Here is an 18,177-nt window from a genome sequence, read left to right on the forward strand (position 1 = left end):
CTGCTGGTGTCTCTGCCGGGAGGGGTGGTTCAGGAGTCGAGGCCGGGCAGGTCGTGTCCCATCCGGTCGCGCTTGGTGCGCAGGTAGCGCAGGTTGTGCTCGCCGGGCGCGATCTCCACCGCTTCGCGCCCCTTGACCTTGAGCCCGTGCTCGGTCAGCGCGGTCAGCTTCTGCGGGTTGTTGGTGAGCAGGGCGAGCGAGCGGACGCCGAGGTCCACCAGCATCTGGGCCGCGATGCTGTAGTCGCGGGCGTCCGCGGGCAGGCCGAGGTCCAGGTTGGCGTCGACGGTGTCCCGCCCCTGCTCCTGGAGCTGGTAGGCGCGCAGCTTGTGGGCCAGGCCGATCCCCCGCCCCTCGTGGCCGCGCAGGTACAGCACCACGCCGCGCCCGGCCTCGACGACCCGCCGCAGCGAGGCCTCCAGCTGGGGGCCGCAGTCGCAGCGCAACGAGCCGAAGACGTCACCGGTCAGGCACTCGGAGTGGACCCGCACCAGGACGTCCTCGCCCGCCGGCAGCCGCCCCTGCTCGTCCAGTCCGCCGGCCACCAGCGCGAGGTGCTCGACCCCGTCGAGGGTGCCCTTGTAGCCGACCGCGGTGAACTCGCCGTACGCGGTGGGCAGGGCGGTGGTGGCCGCCCGGTCGACGTGCAGCTCGGTGCGGCGGCGGTAGGCGATCAGGTCCTCGATCGAGATGATCGCGAGGCCGTGCTCCCTGGCGAAGGCGACCAGCTCGGGCAGCCGGGCCATGGTGCCGTCGTCGTTGACCACCTCGGCGATCGCGCCGGCCGGCGCGAGTCCGGCCAGCCTGGCCAGGTCGACCGCCGCCTCGGTGTGGCCGGGGCGGACCAGCACGCCGCCCTCGACGGCGCGCAGCGGGAAGACGTGCCCGGGGCGGGTGAGGTCGCCGGGCTCGGTGCCGGACGAGGAGAGCAGCCGTACGGTGCGGGCGCGGTCGGCGGCGGAGATGCCGGTGTCGACCCCCTCCCTGGCGTCCACCGAGACGGTGTACGCGGTGCCCTTGCGGTCCTCGTTGACCTGGGTCATCGGCGGAAGCCTGAGGCGGTCCAGCTCCTCGCCGGTCATCGGCGCGCAGATCACGCCGGAGCTGTAGCGGATGGTGAAGGCCATCAGCTCGGGGGTGGCGGCGGAGGCGGCGAAGACGATGTCGCCCTCGTTCTCGCGGTCCTCGTCGTCGACCACGATCACGGCACGGCCGAGGGCGATGTCGGCGATCGCCCGCTCCACCGGGTCGAGGACGAACTCGGACTCGGACTCGGTGGCGCCGTTGCCGGACTGGTTCTCGGTCTGCTCGGTCATACCGTGGCTCCCTGCGGGACGGTGGCGGACTTGGCGCGCGGCTCACGGGTGCTCAGCCACCAGGAACGCAGGCCGAGCAGCACCAGGACGAAGTAGACGGAGTAGGTGAGGCCGGAGAAGGTGTAGCCGCTGTTGAAGGCGAACGGCACGCCGACCGCGTCGACCGCGATCCAGGCGAACCAGAACTCCACCCAGCCGCGGGCCTGGGCGACCATCGCGGCCAGCGTGCCGACGAAGATGTAGGCGTCCGACCAGGGGCTCCAGGACAGGCTGGGGTAGGACGTGAAGAGCAGGGCGAGGGCGACCGTGCCGGCCGCGGTGCCCGCCGCGAGCGCGATCCGCTCGGGCCAGCGCGCGAACCGTACGGCGATCCCGCCGCCGTTGCGACGGCCCCGCTGCCACTGCGCCCAGCCCCAGGAGGCGGTGGCGATCACGATCAGCTGCTTGCCGATCAGGCCGGGAACGTGGCCGCCCAGGTAGGCGGTGATCAGCACCGCGCCGGACAGCAGCTGGACCGGCCAGCTCCAGACCGAACGGCGCCAGCCGAGCGCGAGCCCGCCGAGGCCGAGGATGTTGCCGATCATGTCGGCCCACTTGACGTGTTCGCCGAGGACGGTGAACGCCTCGCCGCTGAGCCAGCTCACTGGGACTCCCCCGGGGCTGCGTCGACCGGCAGGCCGGTCGGGTCGGTCGGGTCTGTGGGGTTGATCAAATCGGTCAGGTCTGTCGGGTCGGTCGGGCCGGAAAGGCCCGGCAGGGCGGGCAGGGTGCGGGACTCCAGGAGGCGCTCGACGTACTTCGCGAGCACGTCCACCTCCAGGTTGACGCTCTCCCCCACGGACCTGGTGCCGAGCGTGGTCAGCGCGAGGGTGGCCGGGATGAGGCTGACGGTGAAGCTGTCCCGGGCGGCCTCCACCACGGTGAGGCTGACGCCGTCGACCGTGATCGAGCCCTTCTCCACCAGGTAGCGGGAGACGGTGTCCGGCAGCGAGAAGCGCAGCACCTCCCAGCGCAGCGTTCCGTCCGCGCCGCGCTCGCCGGGCTCGCGGCTCAACAGCCGCCCGGTGGCGTCGACATGGCCCTGGACGAGGTGGCCGCCCAGCCGGGCGCCGAGCGCCATGGCGCGCTCCAGGTTGACCCGGGAGCCGGGCGCCAGCTCGCCGAGGCTGGAGCGGTGCAGCGTCTCGGCCATCACGTCGGCGCTGAACTCGCCGGTGCCGGCGGCCAGTTCCGCCGGGCTGTCGACGACGGTCAGGCACACGCCGTTGACCGCGATGGAGTCTCCGTGCCGGGCACCCGTACAGACCACCGGGCCACGCAGGCGGATCCGCGAGGAGTCGCCGATCTCCTCGATCGACACGACCTCGCCGAGCTCTTCGATGATGCCGGTGAACACCCGGGTTCTCCTCGCGCTTGGGGCGCGGACTCCGGGGCGGCAGGGGAGATGACGCGGACGGGCAGCGGCGCACGGACCCCGGGCACACCCGTCGCCGGGATGCCGAAGCCGCCGGGAGATCGCTCGCCCGGCCCGGGAGACACCGCTCCCGTCGTCGCACCTCACCGAGGCCCGGAAGGCCGGCTGTCGCCTGCCGATGGACCACGGGTACTGCTCTTCGTCCGCCCGCGCACGCCTCCCATCCGGACTTTAACCGTCGGTCCAGGAATTTCACCTGGTCAACCGGCCGCTGGCTGCGGACGGGTCGCGGACTGTAACCGCCGGTTCGGATTTTCACCGACCCCGGAGTGCGCTGAACGTCACTGCTTGATGCCGTCATTCTGCCACGGTCGACGCAGGCGCAGGGAGAGTCTCCGACTGTGGCCTGTTTCACGGGCTTGCGGGGAATGCGCGGCAGCCTGCTACCCGCCCCCTGCCCGGCCCCGCGAAACGGCGGGCCACGGCCTCAGGGCGCGGCCGGGGCGGCGATCGAGGTGAAGTGGGTGACCTCCGGGGGGTGGGCGAGGTAGCGCAGCTCGCCCTCCGACCAGACCGGCCTGATCCGCCACATCGGGCCGGCGTACCCGCGCAGCGCCTCCTCGTCGCGCCAGCGGCTCACCACCAGGACGCGGTGCCCGTCCTCGGAGACCGAGCGCAGCAGCTCACCGCCCAGGCAGCCGTCCGTCCGGCCCAGCTGCGGGATCACCTGGGCGGCCAGGTGCGCGCAGAACTCCTCGATGCGACCGGCCAGCACCTGCCCGGCCCAGATTCTGACGATCACGACCACCACCTCCGGCTGCGGCTGGTGCCCCTGGCCCCATTATCAGCGGAAATCCGCTGGTGAACAGGGGTCCGGGTGGTCCTTCACCGAGGGGTCCGGCCGGTCCTTCGCCGAGGGGTCCGGGACTGCCGGCCGGTGGGGCGCCGAGGGGCCTCGGTTAGATTTCCGGCATGACCATCACACCGGAAGCCACCGTTCCGTCAAGTACCGGTCAGGACCGCCCGAGCGGCCTGTTCGGGGCTCTCAGCGCGGGTGCGCTCAGCGATCCCGCCCAGTTGCGCGAGATCTACGAGCAGCCCGGCGCCCAGGCCCGCGGCAAGCAGGTCGACCGGCTGCACGAGGTCGCCCAGCGCCTGATCGCCTGCTCCCCGCTGGTGTTCGTGGCCAGCTCGGACGCCGCCGGGCGCTGCGACGTCTCCCCGCGCGGCGGGCCGGCCGGGCTGGTCTCGGTGCTCGACGAGTACACCCTGGCCCTCCCGGACGCCACCGGCAACAAGCGGCTGGACACCCTGCACAACGTCCTGGAGACCGGCCGGGTCGGGCTGCTCTTCGTCGTGCCCGGCCGGGACGCCACGCTGCGGGTCAACGGGCGGGCCTGCGTCTCGACCGACCCGGAGCTGCTGCGGCAGCTGACCGCCGTCGGCAAGCCGCCGCGCAGCGCGATCGTGGTCGCCGTCGAGGAGGTGTACGGGCACTGCCCGAAGGCCTTCCTGCGCTCCTCGGCGTGGAAGCCGGAGAACTGGCTCGCCCAGGACGCCCAGCCGAGTTCGGCGGAGGTCACGCTCTCGCACCTGCGGGACGAGTCGCTGACCGTGGAGATGATCGAGCAGAACGAGCGGGAGGCGCTGCTGTACCGGTACGAGTGAGCTGCCGGGGCACCCCGTGCCGTTCGCGGGGGTCCCTGGCGTTTACGGGGGCCCCTGGCGTTTACGGGGGCCCCTGGCGTTTGCGGGGCCCCTGCCGTTCCCGCCCCGCCCGGCGGCCGGTCCTGGCGGGCCGGGCGCCGGGCGGGGCGCGCTCAGGCGGCCTTGGGCACGTCCACCACGGGCGCGCCGTCGGCGGCCCGCTGGACCGCTTCGACGCCCTTGTGCGCGGCGTCCTTGCTGACGTAGCCCTGGCCGGTGGCGACGATCTCGCCGTTGCCCGCCTTGAGCCGGAACCGGTACTTGCCGCCGGCGTCCTGATAGACCTCGAACTTGCCCGACATCCGGGCCACCTCCTCGTGGGCGCTCGACGCGCCCGCTCTCCGGCCCCCGGCAGCACCGTGCGCCCGGCGGCGGGGCGGCCGCACCCGGTCGGCGGCCGGTCGGGTGAAGCCGGGTCCGTGACGGTTTGCGGGGGTGCCGGGACGGCCGCCGCTGGTTTGAATGGACGGATGGACTGCGTCTTCTGTGCGGTGGTGGCGGGCGACGAACCGGCGCACCTGGTGCTGGACGACGAGGCGGCGGTGGCCTTCCTGGACCGCCGGCCGCTGTTCCCCGGGCACGTCCTGGTCGTGCCGCGTGCCCACCACCCGACGCTCGCCGACCTGCCGCCGGCCGAGGTGGGACCGTTCTTCCTGCGGGTGCAGCGGGTGGCCGCGGCCGTCGAGCGGGGGCTGGGCGCGGCGGGCAGCTTCGTGGCGGCGAACAACCGGATCAGCCAGTCGGTGCCGCACCTGCACGTCCACGTGGTGCCGCGGAATCCGAAGGACGGGCTGCGCGGGTTCTTCTGGCCTCGGCGGCGGTATCCGGACGAGGCGGGGGCGGCCGAGGTCGCGGCCCGGCTGCGGGAGGCACTGGAGGGCTGAGGTCCGCTGCCGCGTGCAGCGCGGGGCGTACCTCCACAGGCGCATCGGAGGGGGTCGAAATCGTTTTCCGGGCGGACGACTTCGGTCGGCGGGGGAGCCTACCCTCGGCTCATGAACGAACTCGCCTCCCTCGTGCAACAGACGGTCGACCGGCTCGCGGAGCGGCACGTCGGTGCGGTGGTCGCCGGGCTGGCCGGTGGCGACGTGGAGATCCGTGGTGCCGGACGGACCGGGCCGGACGGCGGGGTGCCCGGACCGCACACGCTGTTCGAAATAGGGTCCGTCACCAAGGTGTTCACCTCGCTCGTGCTCGCCCGGCTGGTCCTCGACGGAGGCGTCCAGGTGGACGAGCCGCTCGCCGAGGTGCTCACCGGGGCGCCGGGCGGGCCCGCCGCGGTCCCGGCCAAGGGCCGGCAGCCGATCACCCTCCGCCACCTCGCCACCCACACCTCGGGGCTCCCCCGGCTGCCGCGCGGCATGGCGGTGCGGTCGCTGCTGTCCCCCAACGATCCCGACCCGTACGCCGGTTGCACCGCCGAGCGAATACTCGACGGGCTGGCCCGGACGCGGCTGCGGGCCACGCCGGGGCGCAGCTTCCGCTACTCCAACCTCGGCGCCGGGCTGCTCGGCCTGGCACTCGCGCAGCGGTCCGGCACCGGGTACGAGGAGTTGGTGGCCCGCGAGGTCTGCGAACCGCTGGGCCTGGTGGACACCTGTGTGCGATCGGACGCGGAGCGGTCCGCACGGCTGGCCCACGGGCACACGGGGGGCGGGCGGCCGGTGCCGCACTGGGAGTTCGCGGCCGTGCCCGGGATGGGCGGGCTCCGGTCGACGGCCGCCGACCTCGCGGTGTTCCTGCGGGCCCAACTCACCGCCGAGCGCGAGCCGGACGCGCCGCTGGCGCCCGCGATCGCCCTCACCAGGGAGACCCGCCACCGGGTCAACCCGTTCGCCTGGACGCACCTGGGCTGGCTCGGCCACCGGCTGCACACCCAGCAGGGCGGGCACCTCCAGATCTGGCACAACGGGGGCACGGGCGGGTTCAGGTCCTTCGTGGCCTTCGACCCGGAGAAGCAGGTGGGCGTGGTGGTGCTGGCCAACACCCGCCGCCCGGCCGATCCGGCCGGCACCGCGCTGCTGCGCAGGCTGCAGAACGAGTTCGCGACGACGGCCTGAGGGCTCGGACGCCACTCCGCCGCGGCCGGGGGATTTCGACCCGAATGTGCTGATCGGCACTGTTGTCGGAGGTGGCGGGCGGTCGATCCTGAGCATCCGACGGTTGCGGCTCTCCCGAGGGGCCGCGGAGTGGAAGGAGCTCGGCATGGCAGTGGATCGGTCCGCGGCGCGCGTGCTGCCGCACGGCCCGGGAGGCGTTCGCCTCGTCCGCACCCACCCCCGTGGCGAGGGGCTCCGGCCGGGGCGCGATGATGGCGGGGCCGATTCGGGCCAAAGGGTGTCGATTGGCACTGTCGTCTCAGGCGACGAACGGTCGATGCTGGGGATTCGGCAGTCGCGGTTCCGCTTGGGGAGCCCACCGGGTGAGAGGGGGCCGACATGGCGGTGACGTGGCCGCCGACGCGGGTGCGGTCGGCTGGTGCGGTCGGTGTGACCGGTGCGCCCGGTGTGACCGGCCCGGCTGGTTCGGCCGGCCCGGTCGGCTCCCCTGACCAGGCCGGACGGCTCGGCCCGGTGGTGCGGCTGTACCGGCGCTTCCGGCCGCTGCCGCGGCGGGCGCGGCTGTGGGTTCACTTCTTCGCGGCGGCCGTCGCCCTGGCCGCCTGTCTCGTGCTCGGGGAGTGGTGGCCCGCGCCCGTGCTGGCGGCCGCCACGGTGGTGGCGGTGAGCGAGTACGAGCGGCTGTGGCCGGCGCCCGGGCTGCGGTCCGTACGGGTCCACGAGGGCGGGCTGGTGCTCGTCTCGGCGGGCGGCGGCGAGGAGTCCCTGCCCTGGAGCGCCGTGGAGGCCACCGAGTACTCCCCCGGCGGGCCGTGCGGAGAGCACGAGCACGGACGAATATGGCCGGCCGGCGCGGAGGAGCCGCTGGTGCTGGCACACCTGCGCGGGCTGGCCGGGCTGTTCCGGGAGTCGGAGGAGCGCCTCTCCCCCGGGCTCCGGGCCGCCCTGCACGAGACGCTGCGCACCGAGGGGAGCGTCCGCTTCGCCCGGGGGCGGCTGACGGTGACGGCCCGCGGGCTGGTGCACCGGCCGCCGCACCCACTCGCCGCGACGGAGGCCCACCGGTGGGCGGAGGTGCACTCGGCCCGGGCGTCCGACCTCGGCGAGCTGGAGATCCGGACGCGCCCGGCCGGCCTCCCGCTCACCTTTCCGGTGCCCAACGCCCGTGCGGCGGCGGACTTCCTGGAGGACCTCAGGGCCGCCGCCGTAGGGTGGCCGCCCTCGGACGACCATCCCCTAAGGGGCCACGAGCCCTTCCCGGAAGGGATCACTACGCCGCTGAGTCGACGTCAGTTCCCTTGACAGCGGCCTACGGTCTCGGACATGAGCCGACTCCGTACGACCGCCGCCGCGGCGGCCCTGCTGCTCGCGCTGCCGCTGTCCGTGGCCACCGCCGTACCCGCCCTGGCCGCGCCGCCCATCGCCTCGGCCACCACCCTGGCCGGGACGCCCGCCCCCGCCACAGCCCGGGTCGAACTGCCGCGCCCGACGGGCCCGTACGCGGTCGGGCAGGAAGTCCTGCACCTGGTGGACCAGGACCGCCCGGACCCGTGGGTGCCCTCCGCCGGCCCACGGCAGCTGATGGTCTCGATGTACTACCCCGCGCACGCCGGAACGGGTACCCCGGCCCCCTACCTGACCACCGCCGCCGCCCAGGCGCTGCTGGACGCGAAACTGCCCGGCGGCCCCATCCCGGCCGAGGCGGCGGCCGGCGCCCGGACCTGGGCCGAGTCCGGCGCCCGGCCGAAGGGCGGCCACTACCCCCTGATCCTCCTGTCCCCCGGCTTCACCATGCCCCGGGCCTCGCTGAGCAGCCTCGCCGGGGACCTGACCAGCCACGGCTACGTCGTCGCCCTGATCGACCACACCTACGAGAACACCGGCACCACCTTCCCCGACGGCCAGACCCTCCCCTGCGTGATGTGCGGCCAGCTACGGACGCGGGAGGCGTGGCAGGGCCTGGACCGGAGCCGGGCGAAGGACGCCTCCTTCGTCTTCGACCGCCTGACCGACCGGCCCCACCCGGCCTGGCGCCACGCCCGGCTGATCGACCGCGACCGGATCGCCATGGCCGGACACTCCGCCGGCGGCGCCGCCACCGTCCCCGCCCTGCTCACCGACGACCGCATCCGCGCCGGAGTGAACCTCGACGGCTTCATGGACCTCCCGGTGCCGGAGTCGGGCATCGACGGCAAGCCCTTCCTGATGATCAACAACTCCGGCGACGACAAGGCGGCCAACTGGACCGAGAGCTGGTCGCGGCTGGACGGCTGCAAGCGCTGGCTGACCTTCGACGGCACCAACCACGGCAGCTTCACCGACTTCCCGCTGTTCTTCGACGCGTACGGCATCCCCCAACCGTCCGGGACCACCACGTCGAGCCTGCGCGGCCTCGACCTCACCCGCCGGTACGTCCGGGCCTTCTTCGACCTCCAGCTGAAGGGCGTCCCGCAGCCACTGCTCGACGGACCGACCGCCACCGACCCGGAGGTGCGGTTCACCCACTGAGGGCCACCCCTGGTCACCGCTCCCGGGTGACAGCGGTCCCGGGCGGGGCCGTCGGCACGCCGCCGACGGCCCCTCGGCGTGCGGGCCCGACGGCGTGCGGGCCGACGGTCAGCCGGTCGGCGGCGCCGCCGAGGCGATCGGTTCGAGCAGCAGGTGAGGGCGGAGCAGGGCCCGGGAAACCGGGTCCTCCCGGTGCGAGCCGGCGCGGGCGGGGTTGGGGCGCATGACGACCGCGGCCGGCGGGACGGGCCCGCCGCCACAGGCGGGACAGACGCCGACCGGGTCGAGGTCGGTGCCGCAGCCGGCGTGCGCGAAGAGGTGGTACGAGCCGCCGTCGGTGGCGTGCCGGCCACCCCAGCGGCTCAGCTGGTAGAGCGGTCCCCAGAGTTCGAGGCCGGTCCCGGTGAGCCGGTAACCGTGGCGCAGCGGCGCCTGCCGGTACGCCTCCTTGCGCAGCACCCCGGCCGCGACCAGGGCGTTGAGGCGCGAGGCGAGGACGGCGCGCGGGATGCCGAGGTGGGCGAGGAAGTCGTTGAAACGCTGCACCCCGTAGAACGCGTCGCGCACGATCAGCAGGCTCCAGCGCTCGCCGACCACCTCCAGCGCGCGGGCCAGTGCGCACTCCTGCAGCTCGTAGTCGGTTCCCAGGGCCATGGGCGTCAGCCTAGTCCACCCCCCTCAAGGGTTCAATGAACAGACCGACAGTGGTAGCGTGCCGCCCGAGATGAAGGTTCGTTCACCAGACCATAAGTCCGGCCCCCGGAGGGAACACCCATGTCCCCCGCACCACCTGGCTCTTCACCCAGCTCACCCGCCTCACCCGTCTCCCCCGCCGCCCCGGGCCCGCGCGTCCGGCCCGCCGCCACGCTGGCGACCACCGCGACGGCGACCGCCCTGACCACCCTCGCGTACACCTCCCCCACCGCCTCGCTCGCCGCCACCGCCCAGGCCGCCCATCTGGGCGCCACCGGCCGCACCTGGGTCCTCACCGGCACCCTGGTCGGCATCTCCGCGCTCCTGCTCACCGCCGGAAGCGCCGCCGACGACCACGGCCGCAAGCGGGTCTTCACCTTCGGCGTGCTGCTGTTCACGGCCGCCGAGGCGCTGGCCGCACTCGCCCCCGGCGGCGCCGTCTACCTGGTCTCCCGGGTGCTCCTCGGCGCCGCCTCGGCGGCCGTCCTGGCACCCGCGCTCGGCCTGATCGGTCACGCCCACCCTCCCGGGCCCGACCGGATCCGGGCACTCGGAGTCTGGGGCGCGGCACTCGGCCTCGGCATCGCGATCGGGCCGGTGTACGGCGCCCTGGTCCAGCAGTGGGCCGGGTGGCGCGCGGTCAGCGGCGGCATCGCGGTGGGCTCGGCCGTGGTGGCCGGCTGCGCCGTCGCCGTCCTCACCGAGTCGCGGGCCGAGCGGCCGCGAGCGCTCGACCCGTACGGGGTGCTCACCCTCGCCGCCGGCACCTCCTGCCTGATCGCCGGACTGGCCGAGGGCCGCGACGGCTGGGGGCGGCCCACCGCCGTGGCGCTGCTGACCGGCGGGGTGCTGCTGCTGGCGGCGTTCGCGGTGGTCGAGGCGAGGGTCCGGGAGCCGATGCTGGACCTCGCCCTGTTCCACGAGCCCGGCTTCGTCGCGGCCACCGGCGGGGCGCTGTTCACCGGGCTGTCGCTGGTCGGCTTCATGAGCTACCTGCCCACCCTGCTCCAGGGGGTGCTCGGCCTGTCCGGTCCGGCCGCGGCCGGCGTGCTGGTCCTGTGGTCGGGCCTGTCGGTGGTCTCCGCGCTCCAGGCCCGCCGGCTGGCCACCCGGCTGACCGCCACCACCCAGGTCGCCCTCGGTCTGCTGGTCTGCGGAGCGGGCGAGCTGGGCCTGTACGGGCTCGCGCCCGGCTCGTCCTGGCTGCGGCTGGCGCCGGGGCTCGCGGTCGCGGGCGTCGGCAGCGGGGTGCTCAACGCGGCCCTGGCCCGGCTGGCGATCGGCAGCGTCCCGGCGCACCGGGCGGCGATGGGCTCCGGCGCCAACAACACCTCCCGCTACCTGGGTTCGGCCCTCGGCGTGGCGGTCACGGTCGCCGTCGCCGGGTCCGCCCGGCCCGGCTCGCCCGGCCCCGCGGCGGCGGCCCGGGCCCTGGCGGCGGGCACCGACCGGGCCGTCCTGGTCGCGGCCGCCCTCTGCCTGGTCGGCGCGCTGCTCGCCCTCGCCGCCCGGGCCGCCGAAGCCCGCTCGGGCACGGAGCCGGACGCCGCACGGCCGGCCCGCCGGCCCACGGTCGTGCGGTGAAGCCCGGGACGTCGGCCCGGCCGGTGTCCTGCCCACCGGGCCACGCTCCCGTCGGCGCCACCGCCCTGGCGCCCCCGGGCCGGGCGCCGGGCGCCGATCGTGGCCGGGCGCCCACCCGCGGTGCCCGCTGCCACGGTGAGCGGCCGCCCGGGGCCGCGTGCGAAGATGGCAGGGCTGGTGGGAACGATCTCCGGACGTCATCTGGGACGGTTCTCTGGCCATGGTGGACGACTACGCGCAGCGCGCGGGGCAGCCTCGGCGTGACGCCCTGCTGATGGTGCCGATCGCGACGGCGCTGATCGACGCCGACGGGCGGATCCTGCACTGGAGCAGTGACGCGGAGGCACTCCTCGGACACTCCGCGCGGGAGGCGGTCGGGGCACGGGCGGCGACGCTGCTGAGCTCGGACGAGCGCCGGCCCGAGGTGCTCCGGCTGTTCCGGCAGATCCTGGCGGGCCGGTCCTGGTCCGGGGTCTTCCCGGTCCGGCACCGGGACGGGCACCTGGTGGACCTGGAGTTCCGCACCCATCCGATCCGCGGGCCCGGCGGCGCCCCGATGGTGCTGGCGGTCGCCTCCGAGGTGACCACACTGCACCGGCTCCAGGCGGACCTGGCCCTCCTCGACGGGTTCTTCACCCAGTCCCCGGTCGGCATGGCGGTCTTCGACACCGACCTGCGCTTCGTCCGGCTGAACGAGGCGCTCGCGGACGCGAACGGCCTGCACGGCGATGAGCCGCTGGGCCGACGGCTCACCGAGGTGCTGCCCAGGATCAACGCCGCCGAGTCCGAGGAGGTGATGCGCCGGGTGCTGGAGGGCGGCGAGCCGGTGGTGGACGACCTCGCGCACGGCCGCACCCCGGGCGACCCGAACCACGACCACGCCTGGTCCGCGTCCTACTTCCGGCTGAAGGACCGCGGCGGCCGGGTGCTCGGGGTGTGCGCCACGGTCATCGACATCACCGAACGGTTCCACGCCGACGCCAGAGCGGTGCGCGCCCAGGAACGCCTCGCCCTGCTGGTCGACGCGACCGCCTCGATCGGCACCACGCTGGACCTGCGGCAGACCGCCCGGGAGCTGACCGACGCGATGGTGCCCAGGGTCGCCGACATCAGCGCGGTGTTCGGACTGGAGGAGCTGGAGGCCGGCCGGAGCGTCGAGCCGCCCGCCCCGGACGCCCCGCTGCTGGTGCGCCGCCTGGCGATCTCCACCGCCGACGCGCTCTACCCGGCCGAGGCCCTGCCGGTGGACGCCGTGTACGAGCTGCCGCCGGACTCCCCGTACTCCCGGGCACTGACCAGCGGGCGGACGGTGGTCGTGCCGTCCTGGGAGCTGCCGATGCTGACCGAGGGCCTCAACGAGAGCCGCCGCCTGGCCTACCTCGGCGACCGCCCGCGCTCGGTGCGGATCACCCCGCTGGTGGCCCGCGGCACGACGCTCGGCATGGTCGTGTACTCGCGGCGCGGCTCGCGGGAGTCCTTCGCTGAGGCGGACATCACGCTCGGCGACGAGCTGTCCTCGCGCGCGGCCGTCGCGATCGACAACGCCCGGCTGTACCTGCGCCAGCACCAGACCGTGCTGGCCAGGCAGCAGGCGCTGCGCGAGGCGAAGGCCGCGCAGGAGCGGCTGGCGCTGGTCAACGTGGCCTCCACCCGGATCGGCACCACGCTCGATCTCGCCCAGACCGCCCAGGAGTTGGCCGAGGTCGCGGCGCCCCGGCTGGCCGACACGGTGGTGGTGGAGGTGCTGGAGGAGCTGGTCCGCGGCGAGCGCGAGGCGACCGCCCCGGCGGACGGTTCGGCGCTGCTGCGGCGGATGGCGTTCCACTCGGTGCGCGGCTCGACGCTGGCGCCGATCGCCCGCACCGGCAACCTGCACCGCTTCCTGCCCGGTTCGCCGTACGCGTGGTGCCTGGCACACCGCAGGCCGGTGCTGGTGCCGCGGATGGACGAGGAGGGCATGGCCTGGTTCGCCGACGACCCGGTGCGCACGGCCGCCGCACTGGAGCAGAACGTACGGTCGTTCATGGTGGTCCCGCTGATCGCGCGCGGCACCCCGGTCGGCGTGGCGGGCTTCTACCGCACCGTGGCCGATCGCCCGTACGTGGACGACGACGTGGCGCTGGCCGGGGAGTTGGCGGTGCGGGCGGCCGTCTCGATCGACAACGCGCTGCTGTTCACCCGCGAGCGCGACGCGGCGGCCGCCCGGCAGCGGGCGCTGGACGAGGCCTGGGCGGCCCAGCAGCGACTGTCGCTGCTGAACGAGGCCAGCAACCGGATCGGCACCACGCTCGACCTGTACCGCACCGCCCGGGAGCTGGTGGAGGTGGTGATCCCGCGGTTCGCCGACTTCGTCACCGTGGACCTGCGCGACGCGGTGCTCAGCGGCGAGGAGCCGGGGCCGGTCCCGGCGGAGGGCGCGGTGCTGATGCGGGCGGTGGCGGTCGGCGACTCGGACTCGGAGGGCGGCATGCACGAGGCCTCCGACCAGGTGGGCGAGACCTCGCAGTCGGCCGGCCTGTACGCGCAGAGCCTGCGCACCCGGCGCTCGATCCTGGTCGCCGAGGTGACCGAGAAGGAGCTGCGCCGGATCGTCGCCTCGCCCGACCGGGTGCAGCCGAGCCTGGACGCCGGAGTGCACTCGTACCTGATGGTGCCCCTGGTGGCGCGCGGACAGGTGCTGGGCGGCGCGGAGTTCGTCCGCACCCGCAACCCGGTGCCGTTCGGCCCCGCGGACCGCTCGCTGGCCGAGGAGCTGGCCGCCCGCACCGCGCTGGCGATCGACAACGGCCGGCTCTACCGCCGCGAACGGGACACCGCGCTCACCCTCCAGCGCAGCCTGCTGCCGCAGGAGGTGCACCGCACGCTCGGACTGGACCTCGCCTACCGCTACCTGCCCAGCAGCGTGGTCAGCGAGGTCGGCGGCGACTGGTTCGACGTGGTGCCGCTCTCCGCGGGGCGGGTCGCGCTGATCGTCGGCGACGTGATGGGCCACGGCATCAGGGCCGCCGCGACCATGGGCCAACTCCGCACGGCGGCACGGACGCTGATCACCCTCGACCTGGACCCGGCACGGGTGCTGTACCGGCTGGACGAGGCCACCGCGGCGATCGGCGAGGGCCAGTTCGCGACCTGCGTCTGCGTGGTGTACGACCCGGTGGAGCGCCGCTGCACCGCGGCCTGCGCCGGCCACCTGCCGCCCGTGGTCGCCGACACCGAGGGGCGGGCGCACCTGGTCGAGCTGCCCACCGGCACCCCGCTCGGGGTCGGCGGAGTCGCCTTCGAGAGCGCCGAGTTCACCCTCCCCGAGGAGGGCATCCTGACCCTCTACACGGACGGGCTGGTCGAGCGCAGGGGCCAGGACCTGGACGAGGGGCTCCAGTTGCTCTGCCGCACCGTCGCCGACCGGCGCGGCTCGCTGGAGCAGACCTGCGACGCCGTCCTGAGCCGGCTCACCGAGAGCACCGGCGAGGACGACATCGCCGTCATCATGGCGCAGGTCCGCCCGCGGGGCGCGGACCGGATCGCCATCCTGCCGCTCGGCGGCGACCACGCGATGGTCGCCCACTCCCGCCGCTTCACCCGCGAGACGCTGATCGCCTGGGGCCTCGACGCGCTCGCCGACTGGGCCGAGCTGCTCACCAGCGAGCTGATCACCAACGCCCTGGTGCACGCCGGATCGCCCACCCAACTGCGGCTCTACTGCAACCGGGTGCTCACCGTCGAGGTCGCCGACCGGGACACCGAGGTGCCCCGGATCCGCCGCGCCCACAGCGAGGACGAGGGCGGCCGCGGCATCCACCTGGTCAACGAGCTCGCGCACCGCTGGGGCAGCCGCCGGACCAAGGACGGCAAGGTGGTCTGGTTCGAACTGGAACTGCCCCCGGGAGCCTCACCGACCGCCTGACCAACGGCCGGCGGTCGGCGGCCGTCACGAACAGGCATCGTGACCGAAGGCCTGGACCACAACCGGCAAGGCGCTCGCCGGCCACCGCGGAAGCGACGCGGCCCCCGCGCCGGGATTCCCGGTCCGGCCGGCTAGGCCCCGGTGGCGGCGCCGTCGGCCCAGCCCTGCGGGTCGGTCCAGGCGGCCAGGGTGCGGCGGCTCTCGAAGCGGCGCTCGCGGCCGGTCAGCGGGTCGGTGAACTCGACCGTCGAGGCCAGCAGTTGCAGCGGGCGGCGGAAGTCGTCGGGGGCCGGTTCGGGCAGCACCACCGGGTAGACCGGGTCGCCGAGGATCGGCAGTCCGAGCCCGCACATGTGCAGCCGCAGCTGGTGGGTGCGCCCGCTCAGCGGCCGCAGCCGGTAGCGGGCGAGGCCGTCGCGGCGCTCCAGCAGGTCGACCGTGCTCTCGCTGTTCGGCGGTGCGTCGGTCTCCCGCGCGGCGATCACCCCGCGCTCCTTGACGATGTGGCTGCGCACGGTGCGCGGCAGGCTCAGCTCCGGGTCGTACCCGGCGATCGCCTGGTACTCCTTGCGCACCAGGCGGTCGCGGAACAGCGTCTGGTAGGCGCCGCGCTCCTCGGGGCGGACGACGAACATGGCCAGGCCGGCGGTGAGCCGGTCCAGGCGGTGCGCGGGGCTGAGCGCGGGCAGGCCGAGGGTGTGCCGCAGCCGGGACAGCGCCGTCTCGGTGACGTGCCGGCCGCGCGGGGTGGTGGCCAGGAAGTGCGGCTTGTCGACCACCACCAGGTGCTCGTCGTGGTGCAGCACGACCAGCTCGAAGGGGACGCGCACCTCCTCGGGGAGGTCCCGGTAGAACCACAGGTGCGCGCTGGGGCGAAACGGTTCCGCCGGGGAGATCGGGCCGTGCTCGCCGACGATCTCGCCGTCCCGCAGCGCCGCGTCGATCCGCTCGGCCGGGACGGCTGGCAGCCGGTCCACCAGGTGGTCGCGCACCGTCGGCCAGGGGCCCTCGGGCGGCAGTTTCAGGTGCGCCGGGTCCACGCCGTGGCGCTGCGGGAGGGGGGAGGCCGGGCGGCGACTCTTGCGTCTCATGTCCCGGCCCAGGGTAGTGCGCGCCGGCGTACGGCCCGCGCCGAGGTGCCGACCCGGGGCCGGGCGGGGACAGTGGGTCGGAGGCCCTCGTTCCGCCGGGGGCCTCCGACCGTCCGCCGGGGCTTCCGGCGGACCGGCTTCCGGCCCGCCGACCCACCAGCCCCACCGGCCGGACCGACCGCCGCACCGACCCGCCGAGCTGCCGAGCCGACCCGCCCGGACCACGCTGCCGGCCCCCTGGAGGACGCGTGACCGCCGACGGCCCGGACGGGGTGCCGCCGCTGCACCTGCCGAGGCGGACCCGGCTGCTGCTCTACGGCGCGCTCCTGCTGCTGGTCGCCGCCGTGGTGGCCGCCCTGGCCATCGGCCCGGGGACCACCCTGGCCCCGCTGCTCGCGGTGGCCCCGGTGCTGGCCGGGGCCACCACCCGGCGGGCCCGGGTGCCGCTGCTGGTCGGCGCGGCAGCGTTGCTCTCCGTCGGGCTCCTCGAGTCGGCCAACGCGCAGCTGCCGCTCTCCGTCCGGATCAGCGTGCCGGTCACCGTCCTGACCTCGACCCTGGCCAGCGCCGCCAGCGTCGTCCTGGTCGCGGCCCGCGAGCGGGAGCTGTTCCAGGTCAGGACGGTCGCCGAGGCCGCGCAGCGGGCCCTGCTGCGCCCGCCGCCGGAGCGGATCGGGCCGCTGCGGCTGGCGGTGCGGTACGTGGCGGCGGCCGCCGAGGCCAGGATCGGCGGGGACCTGTACGCCGTGGTGGAGACCCGGTTCGGGGTGCGCATCCTGCTGGGGGACGTCCAGGGGCACGGGCTCCCCGCGGTGGAGACGGCGGCGGACGTCCTCGGGGTGTTCCGGGAGGCCGCCCGGACCGAGCCCGACCCCGGGCGGCTCGCCGAGCGGCTGGACGCGGCGCTCGCCGCCCGGCAGTCCGAGGAGGGGCGGTTCGCCACCGCGCTGCTGCTCGACGTGGCGCCGGACCGGGGGCCGGTGCGGCTGGTGAACTGCGGCCACCCGTCCCCGCTGCTGCGCCGGGCCGGCCGGGTGAGCGAGCTGGAGCCCCCGTTCCCGGCGCCGCCGCTGGGACTGCTCGGGCTCACCGACGACACGTACCCGGCCCGGCGGTTCGACCCGGAGCCGGGCGACCTGCTGCTCCTGCACACCGACGGCGTGTCGGAGGCCAGGGATCCCGGGGGCGGCTTCTACCCGATCGTGGAACGGCTGCCCGGCCTGCACGGCGGCACCCCGGCGGACCTGCTGGACGCCGTGCTGACGGACGTCCGCGGCTGGGTCGGGGACGCCGGGCCGGCCGACGACGCGGCGGTGCTGGCGATCCGCTGGGAGCCCTGACCGGGCCCCCGGCGACGGCCCGGACGGACGGACAGTGTCAGTGGTGTGTGCAAGGCTCGGTTCGCGGTCGGCGGGGAGTCCGCCGCCGGACGGCCGACGATCGACGAGACGAGGGGACAGCGCCATGGGGAGCAGGGCAAGCGGGTCGTTCGAGCTGACGGCGTTCGAGCCGGTGGAGACGGAGGAGCGGGAGGGCGCGGCCTTCGGCCGGGTCCGGATCGCCAAGGTCTTCACGGGCGGGCTGAGCGGGACGGGCGAGGTGCGGATGCTCTCCGTCGCGGGCCCCTCCGACGGTCCGGCCTCCTACGTCGCGGTGGAGCACGTGACGGGTGAACTGGACGGGCACAAGGGCTCGTTCGTGTTCCAGCACACGGCCTGGGACACCACCGGCACGACGATACGCGTGGTGCCGGGCACGGGCGCGGGCGAGCTGGCCGGGATCACCGGGGAGCTCCACCTGACCGTCGACGAGTCCGGCGCCCACACCTACGTCCTGGAGTACGAGCTGGGCTGACGGCCCATCGGCCGGCGCGTCCGGTCTCCTCCACGCCCGGTCGGGT

16 protein-coding genes and 1 riboswitch are annotated in these 18,177 nt (G+C 74.9%); of the genes, 9 read left to right on the forward strand and 7 right to left on the reverse strand.

Going from position 1 to position 18,177, the window contains the following annotated elements:
* Nucleotides 1–29: 29 nt before the first annotated feature.
* The 4 genes from ACZ7C5_RS06850 to ACZ7C5_RS06865 all read right to left on the reverse strand — a co-directional run bounded on the left by ACZ7C5_RS06850 (nucleotide 30) and on the right by ACZ7C5_RS06865 (nucleotide 3,532).
* The gene (locus tag ACZ7C5_RS06850; RefSeq protein ID WP_470322159.1) at nucleotides 30–1,316 is read right to left on the reverse strand and encodes a bifunctional 3,4-dihydroxy-2-butanone-4-phosphate synthase/GTP cyclohydrolase II; all 1,287 of its coding nucleotides are present in this window, start codon (nucleotides 1,314–1,316) and stop codon (nucleotides 30–32) included.
* The gene (locus ACZ7C5_RS06855) at nucleotides 1,313–1,960 is read right to left on the reverse strand and encodes a nicotinamide mononucleotide transporter family protein (RefSeq protein WP_470322160.1); all 648 of its coding nucleotides are present in this window, start codon (nucleotides 1,958–1,960) and stop codon (nucleotides 1,313–1,315) included. The genes ACZ7C5_RS06850 and ACZ7C5_RS06855 overlap by 4 nt, the downstream gene beginning before the upstream one ends.
* Entirely contained in the window at nucleotides 1,957–2,712 is a 756-nt protein-coding gene (locus ACZ7C5_RS06860; RefSeq protein ID WP_401092003.1) for a riboflavin synthase, read from the reverse strand. The genes ACZ7C5_RS06855 and ACZ7C5_RS06860 overlap by 4 nt, the downstream gene beginning before the upstream one ends.
* A gap of 226 nt (nucleotides 2,713–2,938) precedes the next feature.
* A riboswitch (FMN riboswitch) is annotated at nucleotides 2,939–3,066 on the reverse strand.
* Between the two features lie 151 nt (nucleotides 3,067–3,217).
* Nucleotides 3,218–3,532 (reverse strand): antibiotic biosynthesis monooxygenase family protein, encoded by a 315-nt coding sequence (locus tag ACZ7C5_RS06865; RefSeq protein ID WP_188299763.1) that lies wholly within the window; start codon nucleotides 3,530–3,532, stop codon nucleotides 3,218–3,220.
* Between the two features lie 170 nt (nucleotides 3,533–3,702).
* Here ACZ7C5_RS06865 and ACZ7C5_RS06870 point away from each other — a divergent pair, with 170 nt between their 5' ends.
* On the forward strand, nucleotides 3,703–4,398 hold the full coding sequence (locus ACZ7C5_RS06870) for an MSMEG_1061 family FMN-dependent PPOX-type flavoprotein (RefSeq protein ID WP_401092004.1): 696 nt from the start codon (nucleotides 3,703–3,705) through the stop codon (nucleotides 4,396–4,398).
* Nucleotides 4,399–4,550: 152 nt separating this feature from the next.
* On the opposite strand, the gene ACZ7C5_RS06875 is transcribed toward ACZ7C5_RS06870, so the two are convergent.
* The gene (locus ACZ7C5_RS06875; protein WP_188299765.1) at nucleotides 4,551–4,739 is read right to left on the reverse strand and encodes a YegP family protein; all 189 of its coding nucleotides are present in this window, start codon (nucleotides 4,737–4,739) and stop codon (nucleotides 4,551–4,553) included.
* Nucleotides 4,740–4,907: 168 nt separating this feature from the next.
* On the opposite strand from ACZ7C5_RS06875, the gene ACZ7C5_RS06880 reads away from it, so the two are divergent.
* The 4 genes from ACZ7C5_RS06880 (at nucleotide 4,908) to ACZ7C5_RS06895 (ending at nucleotide 9,005) form a co-directional block, all read left to right on the forward strand.
* Nucleotides 4,908–5,321, forward strand: a complete 414-nt coding sequence (locus ACZ7C5_RS06880; RefSeq protein WP_401092005.1) for an HIT family protein — start codon at nucleotides 4,908–4,910, stop codon at nucleotides 5,319–5,321.
* Between the two features lie 111 nt (nucleotides 5,322–5,432).
* Nucleotides 5,433–6,497: a serine hydrolase domain-containing protein gene (locus tag ACZ7C5_RS06885; protein WP_470322161.1), complete on the forward strand. Its 1,065-nt coding sequence runs from the start codon at nucleotides 5,433–5,435 to the stop codon at nucleotides 6,495–6,497.
* A gap of 429 nt (nucleotides 6,498–6,926) precedes the next feature.
* On the forward strand, nucleotides 6,927–7,799 hold the full coding sequence (locus tag ACZ7C5_RS06890; RefSeq protein ID WP_470322162.1) for a hypothetical protein: 873 nt from the start codon (nucleotides 6,927–6,929) through the stop codon (nucleotides 7,797–7,799).
* Between the two features lie 21 nt (nucleotides 7,800–7,820).
* The gene (locus tag ACZ7C5_RS06895) at nucleotides 7,821–9,005 is read left to right on the forward strand and encodes an alpha/beta hydrolase family protein (protein WP_470322163.1); all 1,185 of its coding nucleotides are present in this window, start codon (nucleotides 7,821–7,823) and stop codon (nucleotides 9,003–9,005) included.
* 108 nt (nucleotides 9,006–9,113) lie between these two features.
* On the opposite strand, the gene ACZ7C5_RS06900 is transcribed toward ACZ7C5_RS06895, so the two are convergent.
* A complete protein-coding gene (locus tag ACZ7C5_RS06900) occupies nucleotides 9,114–9,659 on the reverse strand; it encodes a winged helix-turn-helix transcriptional regulator (RefSeq protein ID WP_401092009.1) in 546 nt (181 codons plus the stop codon).
* Nucleotides 9,660–9,779: 120 nt separating this feature from the next.
* Here ACZ7C5_RS06900 and ACZ7C5_RS06905 point away from each other — a divergent pair, with 120 nt between their 5' ends.
* Nucleotides 9,780–11,282 carry an MFS transporter gene (locus ACZ7C5_RS06905; protein WP_470322164.1) on the forward strand — a complete coding sequence of 501 codons (1,503 nt, stop codon included), beginning with the start codon at nucleotides 9,780–9,782 and terminating at the stop codon, nucleotides 11,280–11,282.
* A gap of 220 nt (nucleotides 11,283–11,502) precedes the next feature.
* The gene (locus ACZ7C5_RS06910) at nucleotides 11,503–15,186 is read left to right on the forward strand and encodes a SpoIIE family protein phosphatase (protein WP_470322165.1); all 3,684 of its coding nucleotides are present in this window, start codon (nucleotides 11,503–11,505) and stop codon (nucleotides 15,184–15,186) included.
* A 131-nt stretch (nucleotides 15,187–15,317) separates the two neighbouring features.
* Here ACZ7C5_RS06910 and ACZ7C5_RS06915 read toward each other — a convergent pair whose 3' ends face one another.
* Nucleotides 15,318–16,277, reverse strand: a complete 960-nt coding sequence (locus ACZ7C5_RS06915) for a pseudouridine synthase (protein WP_401092012.1) — start codon at nucleotides 16,275–16,277, stop codon at nucleotides 15,318–15,320.
* A 248-nt stretch (nucleotides 16,278–16,525) separates the two neighbouring features.
* On the opposite strand from ACZ7C5_RS06915, the gene ACZ7C5_RS06920 reads away from it, so the two are divergent.
* Together ACZ7C5_RS06920 and ACZ7C5_RS06925 are read left to right on the forward strand one after the other, a co-directional pair.
* Nucleotides 16,526–17,617 carry a PP2C family protein-serine/threonine phosphatase gene (locus tag ACZ7C5_RS06920; RefSeq protein WP_470322166.1) on the forward strand — a complete coding sequence of 364 codons (1,092 nt, stop codon included), beginning with the start codon at nucleotides 16,526–16,528 and terminating at the stop codon, nucleotides 17,615–17,617.
* A 124-nt stretch (nucleotides 17,618–17,741) separates the two neighbouring features.
* On the forward strand, nucleotides 17,742–18,131 hold the full coding sequence (locus ACZ7C5_RS06925) for a DUF3224 domain-containing protein (RefSeq protein ID WP_470322167.1): 390 nt from the start codon (nucleotides 17,742–17,744) through the stop codon (nucleotides 18,129–18,131).
* Nucleotides 18,132–18,177 lie beyond the last annotated feature (46 nt).

The sequence above is a fragment of the Kitasatospora sp. NPDC036993 genome, from assembly GCF_055607525.1.